Annotated in this window: 21 protein-coding genes and 2 tRNA genes; 7 read left to right on the top strand and 16 right to left on the bottom strand. The window is 68.5% G+C overall.

Annotated features, from left to right (window positions below):
- Positions 1–30: 30 nt before the first annotated feature.
- The 4 genes from B128_RS0105085 to B128_RS0105070 all read left to right on the top strand — a co-directional run bounded on the left by B128_RS0105085 (position 31) and on the right by B128_RS0105070 (position 2,445).
- Positions 31–1,449, top strand: a complete 1,419-nt coding sequence (locus tag B128_RS0105085; RefSeq protein WP_018111195.1) for an SWIM zinc finger family protein — start codon at positions 31–33, stop codon at positions 1,447–1,449.
- Positions 1,450–1,520: 71 nt separating this feature from the next.
- Positions 1,521–1,611: transfer RNA gene (locus B128_RS0105080), tRNA-Ser, on the top strand.
- Positions 1,612–1,619: 8 nt separating this feature from the next.
- Positions 1,620–1,712 (top strand) — tRNA-Ser (locus tag B128_RS0105075).
- 34 nt (positions 1,713–1,746) lie between these two features.
- Complete coding sequence (locus B128_RS0105070) at positions 1,747–2,445, top strand: DNA/RNA nuclease SfsA (RefSeq protein WP_018111194.1); 699 nt, start codon at positions 1,747–1,749, stop codon at positions 2,443–2,445.
- Here B128_RS0105070 and B128_RS0105065 read toward each other — a convergent pair.
- The gene (locus B128_RS0105065) at positions 2,411–3,157 is read right to left on the bottom strand and encodes a ZIP family metal transporter (protein WP_018111193.1); all 747 of its coding nucleotides are present in this window, start codon (positions 3,155–3,157) and stop codon (positions 2,411–2,413) included. The two genes, B128_RS0105070 and B128_RS0105065, sit on opposite strands and share 35 nt — an antisense overlap.
- Before the next feature lie 10 nt (positions 3,158–3,167).
- A complete protein-coding gene (locus B128_RS0105060) occupies positions 3,168–3,860 on the bottom strand; it encodes an alpha/beta hydrolase (RefSeq protein WP_018111192.1) in 693 nt (230 codons plus the stop codon).
- A gap of 55 nt (positions 3,861–3,915) precedes the next feature.
- On the opposite strand from B128_RS0105060, the gene B128_RS0105055 reads away from it, so the two are divergent.
- Positions 3,916–4,698, top strand: a complete 783-nt coding sequence (locus B128_RS0105055) for a DUF4388 domain-containing protein (RefSeq protein WP_018111191.1) — start codon at positions 3,916–3,918, stop codon at positions 4,696–4,698.
- 2 nt (positions 4,699–4,700) lie between these two features.
- A complete protein-coding gene (locus B128_RS0105050) occupies positions 4,701–6,056 on the top strand; it encodes an alanine/glycine:cation symporter family protein (RefSeq protein ID WP_018111190.1) in 1,356 nt (451 codons plus the stop codon).
- 6 nt (positions 6,057–6,062) lie between these two features.
- On the opposite strand, the gene B128_RS0105045 is transcribed toward B128_RS0105050, so the two are convergent.
- From B128_RS0105045 to B128_RS0105025, 5 genes are read right to left on the bottom strand one after another with little or no spacing between them, the layout of a single operon-like run.
- Complete coding sequence (locus tag B128_RS0105045) at positions 6,063–6,461, bottom strand: hypothetical protein (RefSeq protein WP_018111189.1); 399 nt, start codon at positions 6,459–6,461, stop codon at positions 6,063–6,065.
- A gap of 3 nt (positions 6,462–6,464) precedes the next feature.
- Positions 6,465–6,749: a hypothetical protein gene (locus tag B128_RS0105040; RefSeq protein ID WP_018111188.1), complete on the bottom strand. Its 285-nt coding sequence runs from the start codon at positions 6,747–6,749 to the stop codon at positions 6,465–6,467.
- Between the two features lie 9 nt (positions 6,750–6,758).
- The gene (locus B128_RS0105035) at positions 6,759–7,037 is read right to left on the bottom strand and encodes a hypothetical protein (protein ID WP_018111187.1); all 279 of its coding nucleotides are present in this window, start codon (positions 7,035–7,037) and stop codon (positions 6,759–6,761) included.
- A gap of 1 nt (position 7,038) precedes the next feature.
- Positions 7,039–7,515 (bottom strand): YbaK/EbsC family protein, encoded by a 477-nt coding sequence (locus B128_RS0105030; RefSeq protein ID WP_018111186.1) that lies wholly within the window; start codon positions 7,513–7,515, stop codon positions 7,039–7,041.
- On the bottom strand, positions 7,512–8,627 hold the full coding sequence (locus B128_RS0105025) for a M20 family metallopeptidase (RefSeq protein ID WP_018111185.1): 1,116 nt from the start codon (positions 8,625–8,627) through the stop codon (positions 7,512–7,514). The genes B128_RS0105030 and B128_RS0105025 overlap by 4 nt, the downstream gene beginning before the upstream one ends.
- 201 nt (positions 8,628–8,828) lie before the next feature.
- On the opposite strand from B128_RS0105025, the gene B128_RS0105020 reads away from it, so the two are divergent.
- Positions 8,829–10,424, top strand: a complete 1,596-nt coding sequence (locus tag B128_RS0105020; RefSeq protein WP_018111184.1) for a 30S ribosomal protein S1 — start codon at positions 8,829–8,831, stop codon at positions 10,422–10,424.
- Between the two features lie 49 nt (positions 10,425–10,473).
- On the opposite strand, the gene B128_RS0105015 is transcribed toward B128_RS0105020, so the two are convergent.
- The 9 genes from B128_RS0105015 to thrS form a co-directional block, all read right to left on the bottom strand.
- Entirely contained in the window at positions 10,474–11,736 is a 1,263-nt protein-coding gene (locus B128_RS0105015) for a cytochrome b (protein WP_018111183.1), read from the bottom strand.
- A gap of 9 nt (positions 11,737–11,745) precedes the next feature.
- The gene (locus B128_RS0105010; RefSeq protein ID WP_018111182.1) at positions 11,746–12,375 is read right to left on the bottom strand and encodes a QcrA and Rieske domain-containing protein; all 630 of its coding nucleotides are present in this window, start codon (positions 12,373–12,375) and stop codon (positions 11,746–11,748) included.
- A gap of 10 nt (positions 12,376–12,385) precedes the next feature.
- Positions 12,386–12,868: a DUF1129 domain-containing protein gene (locus tag B128_RS0105005; protein WP_018111181.1), complete on the bottom strand. Its 483-nt coding sequence runs from the start codon at positions 12,866–12,868 to the stop codon at positions 12,386–12,388.
- Between the two features lie 9 nt (positions 12,869–12,877).
- The gene (locus B128_RS0105000; RefSeq protein ID WP_018111180.1) at positions 12,878–13,606 is read right to left on the bottom strand and encodes a c-type cytochrome; all 729 of its coding nucleotides are present in this window, start codon (positions 13,604–13,606) and stop codon (positions 12,878–12,880) included.
- 87 nt (positions 13,607–13,693) lie between these two features.
- A complete protein-coding gene (locus tag B128_RS0104995; RefSeq protein ID WP_026175039.1) occupies positions 13,694–14,461 on the bottom strand; it encodes a sugar phosphate isomerase/epimerase family protein in 768 nt (255 codons plus the stop codon).
- A 10-nt stretch (positions 14,462–14,471) separates the two neighbouring features.
- Positions 14,472–15,689, bottom strand: a complete 1,218-nt coding sequence (locus tag B128_RS0104990; protein ID WP_018111178.1) for an ABC transporter substrate-binding protein — start codon at positions 15,687–15,689, stop codon at positions 14,472–14,474.
- A 48-nt stretch (positions 15,690–15,737) separates the two neighbouring features.
- On the bottom strand, positions 15,738–16,928 hold the full coding sequence (locus tag B128_RS0104985) for an ABC transporter substrate-binding protein (protein WP_018111177.1): 1,191 nt from the start codon (positions 16,926–16,928) through the stop codon (positions 15,738–15,740).
- Positions 16,925–17,713 carry a PaaX family transcriptional regulator C-terminal domain-containing protein gene (locus B128_RS0104980; protein ID WP_018111176.1) on the bottom strand — a complete coding sequence of 263 codons (789 nt, stop codon included), beginning with the start codon at positions 17,711–17,713 and terminating at the stop codon, positions 16,925–16,927. The genes B128_RS0104985 and B128_RS0104980 overlap by 4 nt, the downstream gene beginning before the upstream one ends.
- On the bottom strand, positions 17,713–19,692 hold the full coding sequence (thrS, locus tag B128_RS0104975) for a threonine--tRNA ligase (protein ID WP_018111175.1): 1,980 nt from the start codon (positions 19,690–19,692) through the stop codon (positions 17,713–17,715). The genes B128_RS0104980 and thrS overlap by 1 nt, the downstream gene beginning before the upstream one ends.
- Positions 19,693–19,879 lie beyond the last annotated feature (187 nt).

The following is a 19,879-nucleotide window of genomic DNA, read 5'->3' as shown; positions in this document are numbered from 1 at the left end:
CCCCAAGGCCCCTGGGCGTAGACTTGGGGCGTGGGCGCTTTCCCGCCGGAGCGGGAGGAGGACTTCGCTCCCTTCTTCCCTGAAGAGGTCCTCCGCCGGGGCCTGGCCTACTTCCGGGAGGGGCGGGTGCGGCGGGTCTTCCAGGTGGGCGAAAGGCTCCTCGGGGAGGTGCAGGGTTCGCGTCCTGAGCCCTACCGGGTGGCCGTGGGGCCCGGTGGGGTGGGGGGGTGCACCTGTCCCCACCCCGCATTCCCCTGCAAGCACGCGGCCGCCCTCCTCTACGCCCACCTCGGGCGGCGGGCCTTGGACCTTGGGCCCCTTCTGGAGGCCCTTTCCCCCGAGGAGGCCAAAGGGCTTCTCCTCTCCCTGGCGGGGGTGCCGGAGGTGGCCTTCCTCCTGGCGGAGGCCCTGGCCCCGGGGGCAGCCTTCCTGGAGAGGGTTCGGGAGATGCGCCAGGCCTTCCGCCTGGGGGGCGGGAGGGAGGAGGCCCAGGGCCTGGTCCTGCGCCTGGGCCAGGCGGGGCGGAAGGAGGTGGAGGCCTTTTTGGAGGCCCTCCTCGAGGCCCCCTTTGACCCGGAGCCCCTCCTGAAGGCCGCCCTCGGGCGCTACCGGGAGCTGGGGCCCGAGCCTGCCTTCCTCCTCCGCCTCTACCTGCGCCAGCCGGCGGAGCCCTTAAAGGAGACCTTTTTGCAGGAGGGGAAGAGGCAGCCGGAGAAGGCCTTAGCCCTCCTCCAGGGCCCAGACCCCTCGGGCCTCAAGCGGGGGCTTAGGGCCGAGCTTCTCCTCCGGCTGGGGCGGGAGGAGGAGGCCCTGGCCGCCTTGAAGGAGGGGCTTGAGGGGGTGGAGGACTACCTCCACCTGGTGGCCCGCCTCCTGGCCCTGGGCCGGGTGGGGGAGGCCCTCCGGTACGCGGAGGAGGCCCGGGACTGGTTCGGCAAGGACCCCAGGCTCCTTCCCCTCCTGGACCTCCTGGTGGCCCACCGCGGCCGCCCGGAGGACCACCAGGCCCGCTTCGCGGTGCGGCCCAACCTGGAGGACTACCTGGCCCTCAAGGCCAAGCTGGGGCGGGGCTTCCCTGAGGTCCGCAAGGCCCTTTTGCGCCAGGTAAAGGACCCGGCCCTCCTCGCCCGCATCCACCTCCTGGAGGAGGACTGGAAGGCCCTGGACCGCCTCCTGAAGGGAGCCCCCCTCGAGGCCTACCCCACCCTGGCCGAGGCCCTGGAGGAAAGGCTCCCCCAGGAGGCCCTGAGGCTTTACCTGGAGGCGGCCCGCCAGAAGGCGGACATGGGGGGCAGGGCGCGCTACCGGGAGGCCGCCCAGCTCCTGGCGCGGGCGGCCCACCTGGACCCGAAGGCCGCCCACCAGGCGGCCTTGGACCTGGTGCGGGCCTATCCCAGGCGGCGGGCCCTGAGGGAGGAACTCCACTCCCTTTTGCAAGAGGCTCCTTGAACGCCAGGACCTTGGCCGCTACCTTGACAGGCCCCAGGGGATGCCGCATAGTAAGGCTTGCGGCCTGCCTTGGAGGGTTGGCCGAGCGGTTGAAGGCGGCGGTCTTGAAAACCGCTGTGGGCCTTGGGCCCACCGGGGGTTCGAATCCCTCACCCTCCGCCAAAGCGCCTGGAGAGGTGGCCGAGTGGTCGAAGGCGGCACCCTGCTAAGGTGTTGTACCGGGATAACCGGTACCGCGGGTTCGAATCCCGCCCTCTCCGCCAAGGGGCCCGGCCAGAAGGCCGGGTATGTCCTTTTATGTTGGCCCTGCCCCTGCCCCCCTTAAAGCCCTGCCGCTTCCTGCGCCGGAAAAACCGCTTCCTGGTGGAGGCGGACGTGGGGCCTTTGCACCTGGCCAATAGCGGGCGCATGGCCGAGCTTCTGCGCCCCGGCACCCCCTGCCACTACCACTCCCGGCCTACCCCCAGGACCCAGGGGCGGATGGTCCTGGTGGAGGCCGAAGGGGTCCTGGTGGGGGTGGACGCCGCCCTGGCGGGCCGCCTCCTGGAGCTCCTCCTCCGCCAGGGAGCCTTTGGCCCCTTGGGGGCCTTGAGGAAGGAGGTGCGCCTCCGGGAGGAAAGGCTGGACTTCTGGGCGCGGATCGGTGAGGAGGAGGCCTTCCTGGAGGCCAAGAACTGCAACCGGGTGGCGGAGGGCCTGGCCCTCTTCCCTGATGCCCCCACCCTCCGGGGGGCGCGGCACCTCAGGCTCCTGGCGGACTTGGCCCGGCAAGGGGTATTGGCCTATGCCGTCTGGATGGTGCAACACCCCCTGGCCCAGGCCTTTGCCTTGGACCCAGAGGACCTCCCTCTCTGGGAAGCGGCCCGGGAGGCGGAGAGGGCGGGGGTGAGGCTTCTCGCCTACCGGGTGCGGCCTAGCCTCGAGGCCCTCCACCTCGAGGCCCCTCTTCCCTGGGTCTGGCTCACCCCCCCAGGAGGATCTGGAAGGCTACCATGAAGGCCACGGCCAGGGTCAGGACCGTGGCCACTCCCTCGGGCTCGGCCTCCTTCAGGGCCTCGGGCAGAATCTCCGCCACCGCCATCCAGATCATGGCCCCGGCGGCGAAGCCCAGACCGATGGGCAGGGCCGGCCTAAAGGCCTCCACGAAGAGAAAGGCGGGCACGGCCATGAGGGGCTGGGGCAGGCTGGAGAAGACGCTCCAGAAGGCTGCCCCCAGCAGGCTCACCCCCCGGGGGATGAGCACCAGGCTGATGGCCAGCCCCTCGGGGATGTTGTGTACCGCGATGGCCAGGGTGATGAATACCCCCAAGGCCTCCCCACCCCCGAAGGCCACCCCCACTCCCACCCCTTCCGCAAAGGAGTGCAGGGTCATGATGCCCACCATCATCAGGGCCTTGCGGGCGTCCAGGCGGCTCAGGGTGCCGAAGCTTACCTCCCGCCCCTGCAGGTACCGGTGGGAGAGGAGGATGAAGAAAAGCCCCAGGACCACCCCGAGCAGGGTGCGGCCCAGGTGGGCCTGTACCCCCTCGTAGATGAGGCCGAAACTGGCGGCCACCATGAGCCCGGCGGCGGCGGCGTTGGCCAGGCCCAGGTGCCGGTCCAGGATGTTGCGGGTGAAGAGGAAGGGCAAAGCGCCCAGGCCCGTGGCGATGGCGGTGAGCAGGGCGTAGAGGAAGACCGTCCAGGGGGATAGGCTGAGGGCCTCCATGGGTGCCATCTTAATGCAAGTGATTACTGATATCAATAAGCCAGTCGCGCACGGCTTCAGCCACCGCCTGGCGGTCCCGGTCCAGGAGGAGGTCGTGGCCGCTTTGGGGGAAGACCAGGTAGTCCTTCCTGGTGCTTCCCAAGAGGGCGTGGTAGCGCTCTTCCCCCTTGACCACCCCGTCCTGGCCCGCCGCCACCACCAGGGCGGGGGCCTGCACCCGGGGAAGGACCCCTGGGGTACGCCGCATGAGGGCCAAAAGCTCCAGCACCGCCCGGGTGGGGAAGTAGGGGTAGTTAGGGTTCTGCCGCTTGAGCGAGGGGTCGCGGATGGAATCCGGACCGGGGAAGCGGGGGATGAGGGGAGCAAGAAGGGGGGCCAGGGGGGCGAGGGGGCTTTTTAAGGCCATGGCCGGAGCCAAGGCCACCAGGGCCGCCGTGGGGCTTTCCGCGGCCAGGTGGGCGGCCAGGAGGGCCCCCATGGAAAGCCCCACCACCCCCCGGGGCTCGGGGAGTTCCCGGTAGGCCTCTCTGGCGGTTTCCAGCCAGTCCTGCCAGCGCACGCCCAGGAGGTCTTCCGGCCGGGTGCCGTGCCCCGGCAGGGCGGGCTGGCGCACGGAGAACCCCGCCTCCCGCAGCACCCCGGGCAGGGGCCCCAGGGTGAGGATGGGGTGGGAGGTGAAGCCGTGGAGCAACAGGAGGTGCATGCCCCAGCATACCCGGCCTGGACGCCCGGAGGGCGGCATGGTAAAACGGGGGGGAATGCTGGAGGGCAACCTTGCGGAGTTCCCTTTTCCTGCCCTGGTGGGCGCCCTGATGAGCGCGGGCCGCACCGGGCGGCTTTCCATCCGCTCCCCCCACCTGGAGGGGGAGGTCTTTTTGCGGGGGGGCCAGGTGGTCCACGCCCGGGTGCACGCGGGGGACAGGGCCTTGGAGGGGGAGGAGGCCCTGGACCTCCTGGCGGGGCTTAAGCGGGCCCCCTTCGCCTTTGAGCCCGAAACCCTGCCGCCCCACACCACCCTCCTCGGGGGGTTGGCTGTGCCCGCCCGCCTGGCCGAGGCCCAGGCGGTCTGGCAAAGCCTCTCCCTGCCCACGGACTGGGGGTATGTCCTGCGCCTTCCCCCTGGGGGGGGAGAGGTGGAGCTGGGTCCCGAGGCCATCCGGGTCTTGGCCCAGGTGGAGGGCCGGCGCATCGCCGAGGTGCTCCTGGCCCCGGGGGTGTTGCGCCTGGCCCGCATCCTGCACACCCTGCTCCAGGTGGGGGCCCTGGAGGCGGTTCCCCTGGTGCAGGTGCCTCCGGTGAGCCTTCTGGTCCTCCCCATCTACGGACCGGGTTCTGGGGTGGCCTACGTGGACGAGGCCCTTTACGCCGAGTGGGCCCGGGCCATCCGCCACGGGTTTGGCCTGCGGCTCACCCCTCCGGGGACGCGGATGGAGGTACGTCCCCGGCCCAACATCCCGGGGCGGCTGGGTCTTCTGGAGGAGGATCTCAGGCGCCTGCGCCTCAGGCGGGGCGACAAAGTGGAGGTGGTGCCGGAGGTATAGCCATGGATATCCTGACCCTGAACGAGTATCTAAACCAAGTGGTCTACGGCTTCCCCATGAAGCTGGTCTTCCTGCTGGTGGGGGCTTATCTGGTTATTTTCCAAATACGCTGGTTTAGCGCCCCCTTCCGCATGCTCAGGGTCTCCTTCAGCGAGACCTTCGGGGCCCTGCGGGAGCGGGCCTACGGGTTTGGCGGCCAGATTACCCCCTTCCAGGCCACCATGGTGGCCCTCTCGGCCACCGTGGGCACCGGCCACCTCCTGGGCATGCTGGCGGCGGTCCTGGTGGGAGGGCCGGGGGCGGTGTTTTGGATGTGGCTCGGCTACTTCTTCGGCACGGGGAGCAAGTTCGCCGAGGCTACCCTGGCGGTCCACTTCCGCCGCCGCTTCGCCGATGGTTCTGTGTCCGGCGGGCCCATGTACTACCTGGCCCGGGGGCTACCCCGTTTCCGCTTCCTGGCCTGCCTCTTCGCCTTCTTCGCCGCGCTGGCAGCCTTCGGCATCGGCAACCTGGCCCAGGCCGGGGCGGTGGGCGGGGCCTTGGCTCCCTTGGGGGCTCCCCCGGCTTTGGTGGGGCTTTTCCTGGCCCTCCTGGTGGGGGTGGTCCTGGGCGGGGGCATCGTGCGGGTGGCCCGGTTTGCCCAGGTGGTGGTGCCCCTTAAGCTCCTCCTCTTCCTGGTGGCGGTGGGGCCCCTTCTGGTGCTCTACGGGGCCAAAATCCCCGAGGCCCTCCTCCTGGTCTTCCAGGCGGCCTTCAGCCCGGAGGCCGCCCTGGGCGGGGCCGCGGGCTACAGCCTGTACGCGGCCATCAACGCCGGCCTGGGCCGGGGCATCTTCGCCAACGAGGCCGGGCTTGGCTCGGCCCCCATCGCCCACGCCCAGGCCCAGGTGGACCACCCGGTGCGCCAGGGGTTCTGGGGGGTCACGGAGATGTTCGTGAGCTTTCTGGTCACCAGCCTCACCGCCCTCACCTTCATCGCCTCCGGGCTTTGGCGTGATGGGGGGAGCGCGGCCGAGGCCGCCCAGGCCCTCTTCCAGGCCCATCCCCTGGGGGCGGTGGTCCTGGCCCTCACCGTGGCCGTGTTCGCCCTTGGGACCATGGTCTCCTGGGGGTTTTACGGGGAGGAAGCCGCGGCCTTCCTCTTTGGGGAGGGGATGCGCTGGCCCTACCGCCTCACCTTCACCGTCTTGGCCTTCGTGGGGCCCCTGGGGGGCCTCGAGGCCTTCTTGGCCATCTCGGACACCCTGAACGGCCTCATGGCCATCCCCAACCTCCTGGGGCTGGTCCTCCTGGGGCCGGTGGTGGCCCGGCTCACCTACGGCTTCTTCCGCGGCGAGCCCTGGGTGCCCCCCCGCTAGGGCCCCTTAGCGGAAGAGCTCCCGCACCCGGCGTTCCAGCTCCTCCCCCGTCTTGCGGTCCAGGGTGAGCTTGACCTTGAGGGCCACGCGCAGGGCCTCCTCCTCCAGGCTCTCCCGGCTTTCGCAGGCCTCGAGGCGCCGCACGAAGGGCTCGGCCCGGGGGCCAAGCCGGGCCTTGAGGAGTTCAGCCAGCCTCTGGCAGAGCTCCTTGGGCCCTTCCACCGGCAGGAGCAGGCCCCGCCGGAGCAGGCTGGCCAGGATCCGGTAGGCCTCCTCCCCCAGGCCGCTTTCCCGCACCACCTCCTCCTCGGTGCGCCGTCCATCGCAGAGGCTGTAGACCCGCCACTCCTCCGGGGAGGGCTTCCAGTCGCCTTCGGGAGGGTTGGGGTTGCGGCGGAAGACCATAGGCTAGAGGGAGGCCACGATGGCGTCCACCAGGCGCAGGACCAGGTAGACGAAGACCGCGCCCAGGAGGAGGATGAGGGCCAGGAGCAGGAGGAGGAGGCTGGAAGGCTCCTGCCAGGTGAGGAGGAGCACCCCCAGGTAGCCCAGGGCGAAGAAGACGATGAGGAAAAGCATCTGCCCGCCCCTTTCCCCCATGACCCCGCCAGGGATGGCCCGCTTCAGCCGGAAGCCATAGAGGACGTTGTAGAGCATGAGCAGGAGGCCCAAGAGGAGAAGCGCCTTTTCCATGGCCTCATTCTAGCCCGTCCACTCCCGGATGGGGACGAGCTCCCCGCCCTCCACCTGCTTGCGCACCGGGCGGTAGCCACGGTCAAACCAGATCTCCAGCACCGCCCGGTCCAGGCTCCTGGGGGCCACGATCTCCTTGCGCACGTAGTACCCCCCCTCCGTGGGGCTGATCTCCATGCTTTTGGAAAGCCTGAGCTCCACCACCTCCCCGCTTTTCGTGCGTACCCGCACCCGGAAGGCCATGGGGCCTTCCGGCTTCACGTGGGGGTCCTTGCGGAAGGGCCACACCCTAGGCCTCCTTCAGGTCTGCCACCTGGGCCCCCGTGAGGCCCAGGAGCTCTTCGGGGGTCAGGGGGAAGAGGGCTCTCGGGGTGCCCGCCGCCGCAAACAGCCGGGGGTAGGCCAGCAGGTCCTCGTCCAGGAAGGCCCGCAGGGGGGTGGCGTGGCCCACGGGGGGCACCCCGCCGATGGCGAAGCCGGTGAGGGCCCGCACCTCCTCGGGCGTGGCCGGGCGCAGGGCCTCCCCCACCAGGCCTTCCGCCTTGCCCAGGTCCAGGCGGTTCTTGCCGCTCACCAGGAAGAGGTAGGCCCCCCGGGCTCCCACGAACACCAGGCTCTTCACAATCTGGCCCACCTCCGCCCCCACGGCCCGGGCCGCTTCCGGGGCGGTGCGGGTGGAGGCCTCCAGCTCCACCACCCGCAGGTGCCCGTATCCCCGGGCCTCCAGGGCCCGTTGCACCTTGGCTGCAGAAGGGGAAAGGCTCATAGGGCATGGAGGAGCTCGGCGAGGAGCGCCACCCGCCGGGGGATCTCCGAGACCACCACGTACTCCGTGCGCTGGTGGGCATCCCCCCCGAAAAGCCCCAGGCCGTCCAGGGTGGGCACCCCTAAGGCGGCGGTGAAGTTGCCGTCCGAACCCCCGCCCACCCGGCCCGGGCGCAGGGTGAGCCCCAGGGCCTCGCCGATGGTCCGGGCCTTTTCAAAAAGGGCCAGGCTTTCTGGGGTGGGCTCCATGGGGGGGCGGTTGAGCCCCCCGGAAAGCTCCAGCCGGGCTCCTGGGAGGACGGGGGTGAGGGCCTTCAGGGCCTCCTCCACCCGCCGGGCCTCCTCCAGGGTCCAGGCCCTGAGGTCTATCTCCACCCAGGCCTCCTCGGCCACCACGTTGCTCACCGTGCCGCCCCGCACCACGTTGGGGCCCAGGGTGGTGCCCTTTTCCCGGTCCTCCAGGGCCGCCACCCGCAGGAGCTGGTGGGCGAGCTCTAAGATGGCGTTCACCCCCTTCTCCGGCTCCACCCCCTGGTGGGCCGCCTTGCCCAGGGCCTTGAGGCGGTAGAGCCCCACCCCTTTGCGGGCCACCTTCAGGTCCCCCTCGGCGGTGGGGGGCTCGAGGACCAAGGCCGCCCGGGCCTTCTTGGCCGCGGCCTCAATGAGGGGGCGGCTTTCCGGGGAGCCCACCTCCTCGTCGGGGGTGAAGAGGACCTCTAGAGGAGGAAGCCTCCTTCCCGTGGCCTCCGCGTGGCGCAGGGCGTAGAGGAGGGCGATGATCCCCCCCTTCATGTCGTAGACCCCGGGGCCCACCGCCCGGTCCCGGGCCACCTGGAAGGGCTCGGGGAAGCTCCCCTTGGGGTGCACGGTGTCGTAGTGGCAGAGGACGAGGATCGGGGCCCCTTCCCCCTCCCGCTTCAGGAGGAGCACGGGCCCCCTGGGGGTGTCCTTGCGGGAGAGGCGGCCGGAGAGGGGACCGAAGGCCTCTTCCAGGAAGGCGGCTGCCGCCTCCAGACCCTTTTGGTCCCCCGAGGGCGACTCGCGGCGCACAAAGGCCTCGAGGTCCTTTAAGAAATCGGGCAACCTGCTCTTGGCCCACTCCAGGGTTTCCATGGGACCATTATGCCCCGCCCTCCAGAGGCCCGGTGCCCCTTGGCAAGGAGCACCCCCCGTGGTATAAAGGAAGGGTATGCCCTTCGGGGCCGGTTCACGCGGAAGCGGGGAGTGAGGGTTCTCCCCCTCCTTTTCGTGTGGACCCCTGCGCCAAAGGCGCCCGCCCCCCCAAGGGAGGCGTGTAAGGAGGAAAGAGGCGGCATGGAAGAAAAGGCGACCCAGACCCCAGAAAAGACCTTCAGCATGGAAGAGGCCCTGCAGGAGACCGAGGCCCGCCTGGAGAAGCGCGTGCGCCCCGGCCAGGTCCTGACGGGCAAAGTGGTCTTGGTGGGTTCCGAAGGTGTGGCGGTAGACATCGGCGCGAAGACGGAAGGCATCATCCCCTTCAACCAGCTCACGGAGAAGCCCCTTTCCGAGGAGGAGCTCAAGGCCCTCCTCAAGCCGGGAGATGAGGTGCGGGTCCAGGTCCTCAAGGTGGACCCGGAGACCGGGCAGATCCTCCTCTCCCGCCGCAAGGTGGAGGCCACGGAGCACTGGGACCGCATCCAGGAGCTCTACGAGAAGGGGGAGCCGGTCACCGTCACCGTGAAGGAGAAGGTCAAGGGGGGCGTGGTCGCGGAGCTGGACGGCGTCCAGGCCTTTATCCCCGCCTCGCAGCTGGACCTCAGGCGCATCCCCAACCTGGACGAGTACGTGGGCCGGCAGATCCTGGCCAAGATCATTGAATTTAACCGCAAAAAGGCCCGGGTCCTCCTCTCCCGCCGGGCGGTGCTGGAGGAGGAGCAGAAGCGGGCCAAAGAGGCCTTCTTCCAAGGCCTACAGCCCGGCCAGGTGGTGGAGGGCACCGTGGTGGACGTCACCGAGTTCGGGGCCTTCGTGAACCTGGGCCCGGTGGACGGCCTGGTGCACCGTTCCGAGATCACCTGGGGCCGCTTCGGCCACCCCAAGGAGGTCATCCACAAGGGGCAGAAGGTGCGGGCCCAGGTGGTTTCCGTGGACCCCGCCAAGGAGCGGGTCAACCTCTCCATCAAGGCCCTCATCCCCGACCCCTGGACCACGGTGGCGGAGAAGTACCCCGTGGGCACCCGGGTCCGGGGGAGGGTGGTGGGCCTCACCCCCTTCGGGGCCTTCGTGGAGGTGGAGCCCGGCCTCGAGGGGCTCATCCACATCTCCGAGCTTTCCTGGACCAAGCGGCCCAAGCATCCCTCCGAGGTGGTCAAGGAGGGGGACGAGGTGGAGGCCGTGGTCCTACGGTTGGACCCCGCGGAGCGCCGCCTCTCCCTGGGCCTCAAGCAGACCCAGCCCGACCCCTGGCAGCTCCTGGTGGAGAAGTACCCCCCGGGCACCGTGGTCAAGGGCCGCATCACCGGGGTGACGGAGTTCGGCGTCTTCGTGGAGCTGGAGCCCGGCATGGAGGGCCTGGTCCACGTTTCCGAGCTGGACCACGTGCGGGTGGACAACCCCGCGGCCCACTTCAAGAAGGGAGAGGAGATGGAGGTGGTGGTGCTCCACATTGACCCGGTGGAGCAGCGCATCTCCCTCTCCCGCAAGCGCCTCCTTCCCCCGCCGCCTCCCAAGGCGGAAGAGGAGCGTCCCCGCCGGGCCAAGGGCAAGGAGGCCCGCGGCAAGCGCAAGCCCGGGGCGCGCCGTGAGGAGCGCCGGGAGTACGAGTACGGGGCTGTGGCGGAGTACAACCTCTACGACGCCTCCGCCGTGCCCACGGCCAGCACCAGCGTCAAGCTGGGCGACCTCTACGGCGACCTCCTGGCAAGCCTGGGCCTGGAAGAGGAGAAGTAAGCCTAAAAGCCCCGCCCCCGCCTAAAGGCGGGGGCGGAACCTTTTGGAGCTAGAGGGCCTCCCTTTCGGGCTTCTTGCCGTAGAAGATGCGCAGGAGGGTGTAGGAGACCAGGTAGGTGACCAGGGGGCCCCCCAGGACCAGGGTCCAGAGGACGGCGTTGTTGCCCAGGATGGAGCCCTGCTGCTGGAAGTCAATCTTGTAGCCCGCCAGGGAGCTCATGAGGAAGAAGACCAGGAGGGCCAGGATCACGCTGGTGCGCACGGGATGCTCCGAGGGGAGCTCCATGTAGCGCATCTTGTCCTTGCGGGTGTCCACGAAGGGCAGGAGGAGGCCCACAATGGCCAGAATCCCCGGCACCACCGCCCCGCCGATGAACTCCGGCCCGATGGTGGCGCCGAAGAGGTGGAACTCCCAGGTAGAGGGGATGATCTGCAGGAGGCCATAGAGCCAGAGGAAGTACCAGTCGGGCTTCACCGCGGGGGTCTGGGGGGTGGGGGGCCCGAAGGCCTCAATGGGGTGGGCCAGGAAGGCCCCGGCGATGATGGCCATGATGCCCACGTAAAGGGCGAAGAGGATGACCATCATCACCATCTGCTGGGGGTACATGGGCACGCCCAGGATCTTCCCCGGGGCCACCCGCTCCGCGTAGCGGGGCTGGGTGTGCTTCTGCTTCACCATGATGGCCAGGTGGAGCCCGATGAGGCCCATGAGGAGGAGGGGTAGCCAGAGGACGTGGAGGCTAAAGAGCCGGGGGATGGACTTGGCCGACCCCGGGAACTCCCCGCCGAACATCACGTCGGCCAGGGCCCCGCCGATCCAGGGGATGGAGGTGGCGATGCCGTAGCCGATGCGGGTGGCGGTGACCGCGTAGTTGTCGTAGGGGAGGGCATAGCCGGTAAAAGCGGTCACCACCGCCAGGCCCAGAAGCCCAAGCCCCACCAGGTAGTTGAGCTCCCGGGGCTTCTTGTAAGCCCCCGAGAGGAGGATCCGCAGCATGTGCAAAAAGGCGGCGGCGATCATCACGTGGGCCGACCAGTGGTGCAGGCTCCGGATCACCGCCCCGAAGGGGAGGCTGTCAATGTAGAGGACGCTGGCGTAGGCGGCGGGCACCGTACGCCCGTCGGGGAGCTTCACCTCGCGGATGGAAGGCTCGTAGTTGAGGGTGAGGAAAATCCCCGTGAGCACCAGGACCACGAAGGCGAAGAGGGTGATCTCCCCCAGGAAGAAGGAGTGGTGCACGGGAAAGGCTTTGCGCAGGACCTTGTGGTAGAGGCCCGAGAGGTCTAGGCGTTCGTCCAGCCACTTGTACATGCTTCCCTCCTAAACCGTGCGGCAGTGGCCCCGGTCGGCCTTGACCCCTACGTCCCCCAAAAACTCCCCTGCGGCCACCAGCACACCCCCCTCCACCTTGAGGGGAAGCTGGGGGATGGAGCGGGGCGGGGGGCCGGCCACCACCTTGGCCCCCTGGGCCAGGTCAAAGGTGCCCCCGTGGCAGGGGCAGAGGGCGGCCTTCTTCTCTGCCACCCACTGGCTCACGATGCACCCCAGGTGGGTGCAGACGGCGGAGTAGGCCACCACCCCTTCCACCGCGTGCTGGGCCACCTCGGGGGCGAGCTCCTCGGGGGCGTAGCGGGCCACCAGGACGGTGTTCTTGGCCTCTCCGCTCTTGACCACCTTGGTCTTGGGGTCCATGGGGTAGGCCAGGACGAAGGGATTTCCGGGCTTGAGGTCCTCGAGGCGGATGGGCTTGGGCTCCCCTCCCCCCTGGGCGTAGACCAGGAGGTCTCCGGGCTTCAGGGGCTCCTTCTCCGGGGTCACCTCGGCCTTGGGCCGCAGGCTAGCTCCCACGTAGAAGGCGGAGACCAGGGAGAGCCCAATCCCGGTGCCGATGGCCGTCTTCAGGAAAAGCCGCCTCCGGGACGTGCGCAGGCGGATCTCGCGTTCATCCATGCTTCACCTCTTACCAGGGGAACTGGCTCTTCTCCTCCTCGGTGATGACCTCTTCCCGGCCGAAGAACTTCTTGTAGATGCCGAAGAGGGCCGCCACCACTAAGCTGATGGCCCCGAAGATGAGGCCCTGGAGCCAGGTGGGGTTGTGCCCGGTCTGGGCAGCGTAGACGATGAGGCGCACGAAGAAGCCGGAAAGGGCGGTGAGGAGGAGGACCAGGATGACCCCCGCGGCCACGGGGGCGGTGGAGGGGGTGGGGAAGTGGCGCCCGGGGCGGAGCTCAATCCCTTCCAGCCAGTAGGAGATTAGGCCCATGAGGCCATAGAGGAGGAGCACGGCCCCGAAGGCCATGAGGCCGATCTGCCCCACGGAGAGTTCCTCAGGGGTGTGGCCCAGGAGCCTGGCGATGTGCAGGCCGTCCAGGTAGGCCGCGTAGAAGAGGCCTAGGGCCAGGATCAGGGCGAAGGTGGGGATGACGGGGTCGTTGCGGTACATGCTACCCCCTTACTCCACCGGGCCGAAGCTGTTGCCGAAGCTGTTGCGGATGTAGGTGGCCACCGCCTTGAGGTCCTCCTCGGAGAAGGCCGCGCCCACGGCCGGCATGGCCCCACGCCCGTTCTTGACGATGTTCAGGATCATCTGCGCGTCCTTGAGGTTGGCATTCCCGGCCAGGGCCGGCATCACGGGGGGCATGCCCTGGCCCTCTGCCCCATGGCAGGCCACGCAGTTGGCCTCGTAGATCCCTTTGCCCTTTTCCAGGAGGGCGGGGTCCACGTTGGCCGCGGGCTGCACACTCCCTTCCCCGTGGGCCTGGGCCTCCTGGGCGGGAGGGGCCACCTCGGCCACGATCTTCTCGCTGGTGGGGGAGAGGGCGAAGTAGGCCCAGATGCCCCCCAGGACGATCACCGAGGCCACGGCATACCAGATGGGGTTGAAGCGCACGGGTTCCACGGGAAGCTCGGGCTCGCCCACCGCCAGGCGGAGCTCCACGGTACCCGCCACCTCACCCCCCTCGTCCAGGCCCAGGACCAGGACCTCGGGGTAGTTGTTCACGGTGAAGGGGATTTCCCGGACCTCCTGGCCTCCGCCGCGGAAGTGGGTGACCACCCGTAGGACGTGTTCCCCGTCGGGGATGCCCTTGGTATCCAGCTGGAAGCGATAGGGCGGTTCTCTCAGGACCTTGAGGGGCTCCGCCGACCCGTCCAGGTACACCTCAATCCGGTCTACGACCATTCTGCCTCCCTTTGTGAATGGGGGTGCAAACCCCCACCCCACCACTATAAGGGTACCCGGGCAAGGACAGATGTCCCCGAAAAGGGGCTACAAACCCCAGAGGGTCCGAAGGCGAAGCACGCTCCGCCGCACCCCCTCGCCCCCGCCCCCCACCTCCAGGGCTACCGTGCCCCCAAAGCCCCGCAGGTGGGGGGCCAGGCGCTCCCAGGGGACGGAGCCGGCGCCCACGGGCAGGTGGTCGTCCCCCTGGCCGTGGTTGTCGTGGAGGTGGAGGTGGATGAGCCTCTCCCCCAAAGCCTCCAGGTAGAGGAGGGGCCCCCTGGGGCCCAGCTCCACCAGGGCGTGGCCCACGTCCAGGCAGAAGCCGTACTGGGGGAAGCGGTCCAGGAGGGCCTTGAGCTCCTCTGGGCCCCGGAGGAGGTCCTCGGGGGCCAGGGCCAGGTTTTCCAGGGCCACGGGGAAGGGAAGGGGGAGGAGGGCCGAAAGGGTCTCCTCCAGGGCCTCCCGGGCCAGGTCCAGGGCCATGGGGTGGCGCACGGGCACCTGCCCCGTGTGCAGGACCCCCACCCTGGCCCCCAGGGCCTGGCCAAACTCCAGGGCCCGCAGGAGGCGCTCCCGGGAGAGTTGCCGGACGCTTTGGATGAGGCTTGCCGGGTTCATCTCCACGAAGGGGAGGTGGAGGGTGAAGCCCACCCCTAGGGCGTCCCCGGTGCCTTTAAGGGCCTTGGGGTCAGGGAGGGGGAGGACCTCGTGCAGGTCGTAGGCCACCTCGAGGTCCACCCCCAGCTCGGCCGCCAGGCGGAAGGCCTCCTCGTAGCCCATCTCCGCGTTGAAGGGGCTGAAGCCTAGGCGCATCCCGGGCATTTTAGCGCAGGGCCTCCGCCTTGCGCTGGGCCTCCTCCAGGGCCTGCTGGGCAGGTACCCCTCCTTTTAGGGCCTTCTCCAGGGCCTCGGCCAAGAGGCTGGCCCAGGCGGAGAACTGGGGCAGGCGGGGGCGTTCCTGGGCCACGCTGATCTGCTCAAAGGCCACCTTGCGGAAGGGGTTTTCCCGGTAAAAGCCCTCCAGGAGGGGGATGGCGGACTTGCGCACCGGCACGTAGTAGCTGGCCTGGACCCAGCGGGCCACGTTGGCGGGTTCCATCAGGTACTTCCAGAACTCCAAGGCCCCCCGCACCTGGGCCTCCGAGGCCCCCCGGAGCACCACCAGCTGGGCGCCCCCCATGGGCACCCTGCCCCCAGGCTCCCGGGGCACGGGGGCCACCCCCAGGGTGAAGGCGAAGGAGAAGTTCTCGGCGGCAGGCCAGTTGGCGATGGAGGCCATGACCATCATCCCCTTGGTGCGCACGAAGTCCAGCTGGGCGAAGGTGGCCTCCGCCATGCTACGCACGGAGAGGAGCCCGGCCCGGTTCATGCGCTGGAGCATCTCCAGGGCCTCGAGGGCCTCCTTGGCGGTGAAGTTGGGCCGCCCTTCCCTCACCAGGCTTCCCCCGCGGCTGGTGACCATGGCCTCAAAGAGCCAGGCCTGGGGGTCGGTGACGAAGATGAAGCCCCTGGCCTGGCGGGAGGTGAGGGCCTTGGCCACCTCCTCAAACTCCTTCCAGTTCCTCGGGGCTTTAAGCCCCTTGGCCTGGAAGACGTCCAGGTTGTAGAAGAGAACGGGGGTGGAGGTGTTTAAGGGAAGGCCGTAGCGCTTACCGTCCATCACCCCGTAGTTCCAGGCGGGTTCAAAGAGATCCTCCAGAAAGGCCCGGTCTAAGTTCAAGTAGGCATCCAGGGCCAAGGCCCGGCCTTCCCCCACTAGCCGGGGGAAGAAGCTGATTTCCGCCTGGAAGAGCACGGGCTGGCTTCCCGTGCGTAGGGCGGCCACCAGCTTGGTTTCGGCATCCCGGTAGTCCCCTGCATACTGGGGTACCACCCGGTAGAGCCCCTGGCGGGCGTTGAACTCCTGGGCGAAGGTGGAAAGAAGCCTCCCCGCGGGGCCATCCATGGAGTGCCAGAAGGAAACCTCCGTGCGGGTGCCGGCCTGGGCCAAGGCCAGGGGAAGGAGGAGAAACCCTAGGGCCAGAGCTAAGGGCTGTTTCATGGGGGGGATTTTACCATCCCAAAAGTCAAGCCTGGGTCAGGGGCTTCTTTAGCGCCTCTCCACCCCCATGGCCTTCCTCTGGGCCTCCTCGAGGGCCATCTGGGGCTTCACCCCCTGCTTCAGGCTTCGTTCCAGGGCTTCCTCCAGGTAGCTGTACCAGACCACCAGCTCCGGGTCCTGGCTCCAGGGGCGGCCCACCTCCGCCTGGGCGAAGACCGCCTGGCGCTCGGGGTCCTTGAGGAAGTCCGCAAGCTCCCGTTCGGCCTCCTTGCGCAGGGGCAGGTACCAGGTGGCCCGCACCCAGTCCGCTTGCCGCTTGGGCTCCAGGAAGTGCCGCCAGAAGGCCACCGCCCCCCGGGCCTGCTCCGGGCTTGCGCCCCGGAGCACCGCCAGCACCGCCCCCGATAGGGGCACTGTTCCCCCCTCGGCCCGGGGCACGGGGGCCATGCCCACGGCGAAGGGCAAGGAGGTCTGGGTGAGGACCACGGGTAGGGCGGTGGTGGGGCCCAGGCCCATAAAGGCCTTGGTGCGCAGGAAGTCGGCCACGGCGAACTGGACCTCGGCCAGGTTGCGGGCCTGGGCGTGCCCCTTCTGCACCATACGGTGGAGCATTTCCAGGGCCTCCACCACCTCCTTGGAGGTGAAGGCGGGGAGGCCATCCTTGACCAGGCTCCCCCCCAGGCTCATCACCAGGGCGTTGAAGCTCCAGATGTCGCTGGCCACCACCAGCCCCTTGGCGGTGCGGCTGGTGAGCCTGCTGGCGGCCTCCTCCACCTCGGCCCAGGTCCTGGGGGGCTTAAGGCCCCGGGCGCGGAAGGCATCCTTGTTGTAGTAGAGGACGGGCACGGATAGCCCCAAGGGAAGGCCATAGGTCTGCCCCCGGACCTGGGTGGTTCGCATCATCTCCGGATACAGGTCCTTGGGCAGGTTCTGGAGGTAGGGGTTCAGGGCCAAGGCCACCCCTTCCTGGGCCAGGCGGGGGAGGAAGGAAAGCTCCCCGTGGAAAAGGACCGGGGCACCCCCTGAGCGCAAGGCGGCCAGGAGCTTTACCCCCGCCTCCCGGTAGTCCCCCACGTAGCGGGCCTCAATCCGGTAGGTGCGCTGGGACTCGTTGAAGCTTTTTATGGCCTCCTCCAGGACGGTATTCCCTGGGGGGCCTGCCGTGTGCCAGAAGGGGATGACCACCTGGCCCTGGGCCAGGGTGGCGACGATCAGGGAGAGGGATAGAAACCGCCTCATCCCCTAAAGGTTATCCCGCCCGGGGTGAGAGGGCTGAGAGAGAGCCTTTTAAGGAAGGGTTCGGCCTGCCGGTAAAGGGTTTCCCGAAGGGTGAGGAAGCGCTCCCGGGCGGAGGGGCCTGGGAAGCCTGGGGGAAGGAGCTCGGGGGGAAGAAGAGGGTCCAGGAAAAGGAGCTTGCGCATCTCGTGCACCAGACGGGTCAAGGTCCGGAAGGCCAAAAGGGGGTCCTCGAGCACCGGGGGCACGCTGGAGAAGAGGGTTTGGTAATGGGCCGAGGCCTCCTTAAGGGAAAAGGCGCGGAGCACTTCCTCCTTCGGCCCGAGGTGTTCCGCCCGGAAGAGGGTGGCGGAAAGCCCGTAAAAGGCGAGGAGCTCCTGGGTGGCGGCGAGGTCCACCCCCGCCCCCAGGTAGACCCCGCTTTGCAGGCTGCCGTAGCCCAAAAGGGCCATCTCCCGCCGGAAGCGCTCCCTCTCCCCTCTCTCCTTGGGGCCTTCCGGCAGGACCAGGAGGAAACGCCCGTCCCAGGAGGTCCTGGCCTCGTAGAGGCGCTGCCGAACCTGGCGCACCTGCCAGTAGACCCGGTTGGAAAGGGCGTAGTAGGCGATGCGCCCCCGCCGCTCCGGCACTACCCAGCCCCTTTTGGCGCTCCGGGAGAGGGCCGCCCTCACCGCTGCCTCGGAGAAGCCCAGGACCTCCATCATGGCGATGAGGTCGCGGACCGGGGCCCGCCTTTCCGGGTAGACATATTCCAGAAACAGGGTGAAAAGGGTGGACCTGGCCCGCATCAGAATACTGGCTCCAGACGGCGCTCCCGGTATTCCCTAAGGACGCCCTCGAGGAAAGCCGCCAGGGGCATGCTTCCCAGGTTCCCCCGGTGCCGTCTGCGGACGCTCACCGTGCCCTCGGCCTTTTCCCTGTCCCCCACCACCAGGACATAGGGCACCTTCTGCACCTCGGCGTCGCGGATACGGGCCTGCATGCGCTCGGGGCGGAGGTCGGCCTCGGCCCTGAGGCCCGCCGCCCTCAGCCTGGCGGCCACCTCCCTGGCGTAGTCCTCCTGCTTCTCGGAGACGGGGATCACCGCCACCTGCTCCGGGGAGAGCCAGAGGGGAAAGTCCCCGGCGAAGTGCTCGATGAGGATGCCGATGAAGCGCTCCAATGAGCCAAAGGGGGCGCGGTGGATCATGACAGGGCGGTGTTCGGCCCCATCCGGCCCCACATAGGTGAGGCCGAAGCGCTCAGGGAGGTTGTAGTCCACCTGGATGGTGCCGAGCTGCCACTCCCTTCCCAGGGCGTCCTTCACCACGAAGTCCAGCTTGGGGCCGTAGAAGGCGGCATCCCCTTCCTCCACCGTGTAGTGGAGACCAGCTTCCAGGGCTGCCTCCTCAATCTGTCTTTCCGCCAGGGACCATTTGGCCTCGTCCCCCACGTACTTGTCGCTTTTGGGGTCCCGGGTGCCGATGCGGGCCCTATAGTCCTTAAGGCCCAGGGTGGAAAGCACCTTCAGAACCAGGTCCAAGACCCCCAAAAACTCCTCCTTCACCTGCTCGGGGGTACAGAAGAGGTGGGCGTCGTCCTGGGTGAAGCCCCGTACCCGGGTCAAGCCCAGAAGCTCCCCCGCCTTCTCGTAGCGGTAGACGGTGCCGAACTCGGCAAGCCTCAAGGGAAGCTCCCGGTAGGAGCGCTTCTTAAAGGCGTAGATGCGGATGTGGTGGGGGCAGTTCATGGGCTTTAAGAGGTACTCCTCCTCCTCGCCCCTTTCCTTGAAGCTGATGGGGGGGAACTGACTTTCCGCATAGTAGGGGTAGTGGCCGCTGGTGCGGTAAAGCTCGAGGCTCCCGATATGGGGGGTGGTGACCAGCTGGTAGCCCCGCTTGATCTGCTCCTCCCGCATGAAGGCCATGAGCTCCTCCCGGATCACGTTCCCCTTGGGAAGCCAAAGCACCAGCCCCTTCCCCACCATGGGATCGATCAGGAATAGCTCCAGCTCCCGCCCCAGGCGGCGGTGGTCCCGCTTCTTGGCCTCCTCCAGCTGCCAGAGGTATTCCTTTAGCTCCTCAGCGGTGCGGAAGGCTACCCCGTAGACCCGCTGAAGCATGGGCCTTTTCTCATCCCCCCGCCAGTAGGCTCCGGCCACGTGGGTGAGCTTGAAGTGGGGGGGAATGCGGCCCGTGGAGGGCACATGGGGCCCGCGGCAGAGGTCGGTGAAGCCGTAGGCCTCGTCCCCTTGCTGGTAAAAGCTGATTTCCTCGTCCTCGGGCAGGTCCAGGATGAGCTCGGTCTTGTAGGGGTCCTTGCCCTGGTAGCGGGAAAGGGCCACCTCCCGGGGCAGCACGAAGCGGCGCAGGGGAAGGTCTTTGGCGATGATGGCCCGCATTTTTTCCTCTATGGCGGGCAGGTCCTCATCGGAGATGGGCTCGGGGGCATCGATGTCGTAGTAGAAGCCCTTTTCGATCACCGGACCCACCCCGAGCTTCACGCTTTCCGGGTCGTAGCCCTTTTCGGCGAAGAACTCCTTCACCGCCTGGGCCAGGACGTGGGCCAGGGTGTGGCGGAAGAGGAGCTGGTACTCGGGGTCCTTCTCCGTGAGGAGGCGCACCTTCGCCCCCTCCGGGAGGGGCTTCAGGAGGTCGTAGAGCTCCCCATCCACAATGGCCCCCACCGCCTCCCGCTCCCAGGCGGGCCCTAGAGCCCGGGCCACGTCCTTGGCCGTGGCCCCCTCGGGCAGGTCCAGGGCCTTCCCATCCGGCAGGTACACGGTCATGCCCCCCACTATACCCCGTTCATGCCCCGTTCAGGCCCCCCGTGCTACCCTGACCCTGCCCTGAAGGGGGCGCGGCACCCTGGCAAAGGGGGTGAAGGCTTGTGGAAATGCCGTGGAAAAAAGAAGCGAAAGAGGGCCTTAAGCTACGCTCGGCCAGGCTTGACATGAGGGGGTGGTGTGCGTAAGA

This window comes from Thermus igniterrae ATCC 700962 (assembly GCF_000376265.1).
Lineage (GTDB): Bacteria > Deinococcota > Deinococci > Deinococcales > Thermaceae > Thermus > Thermus igniterrae.
This window is presented reverse-complemented; position numbering and strand designations above follow the sequence as displayed.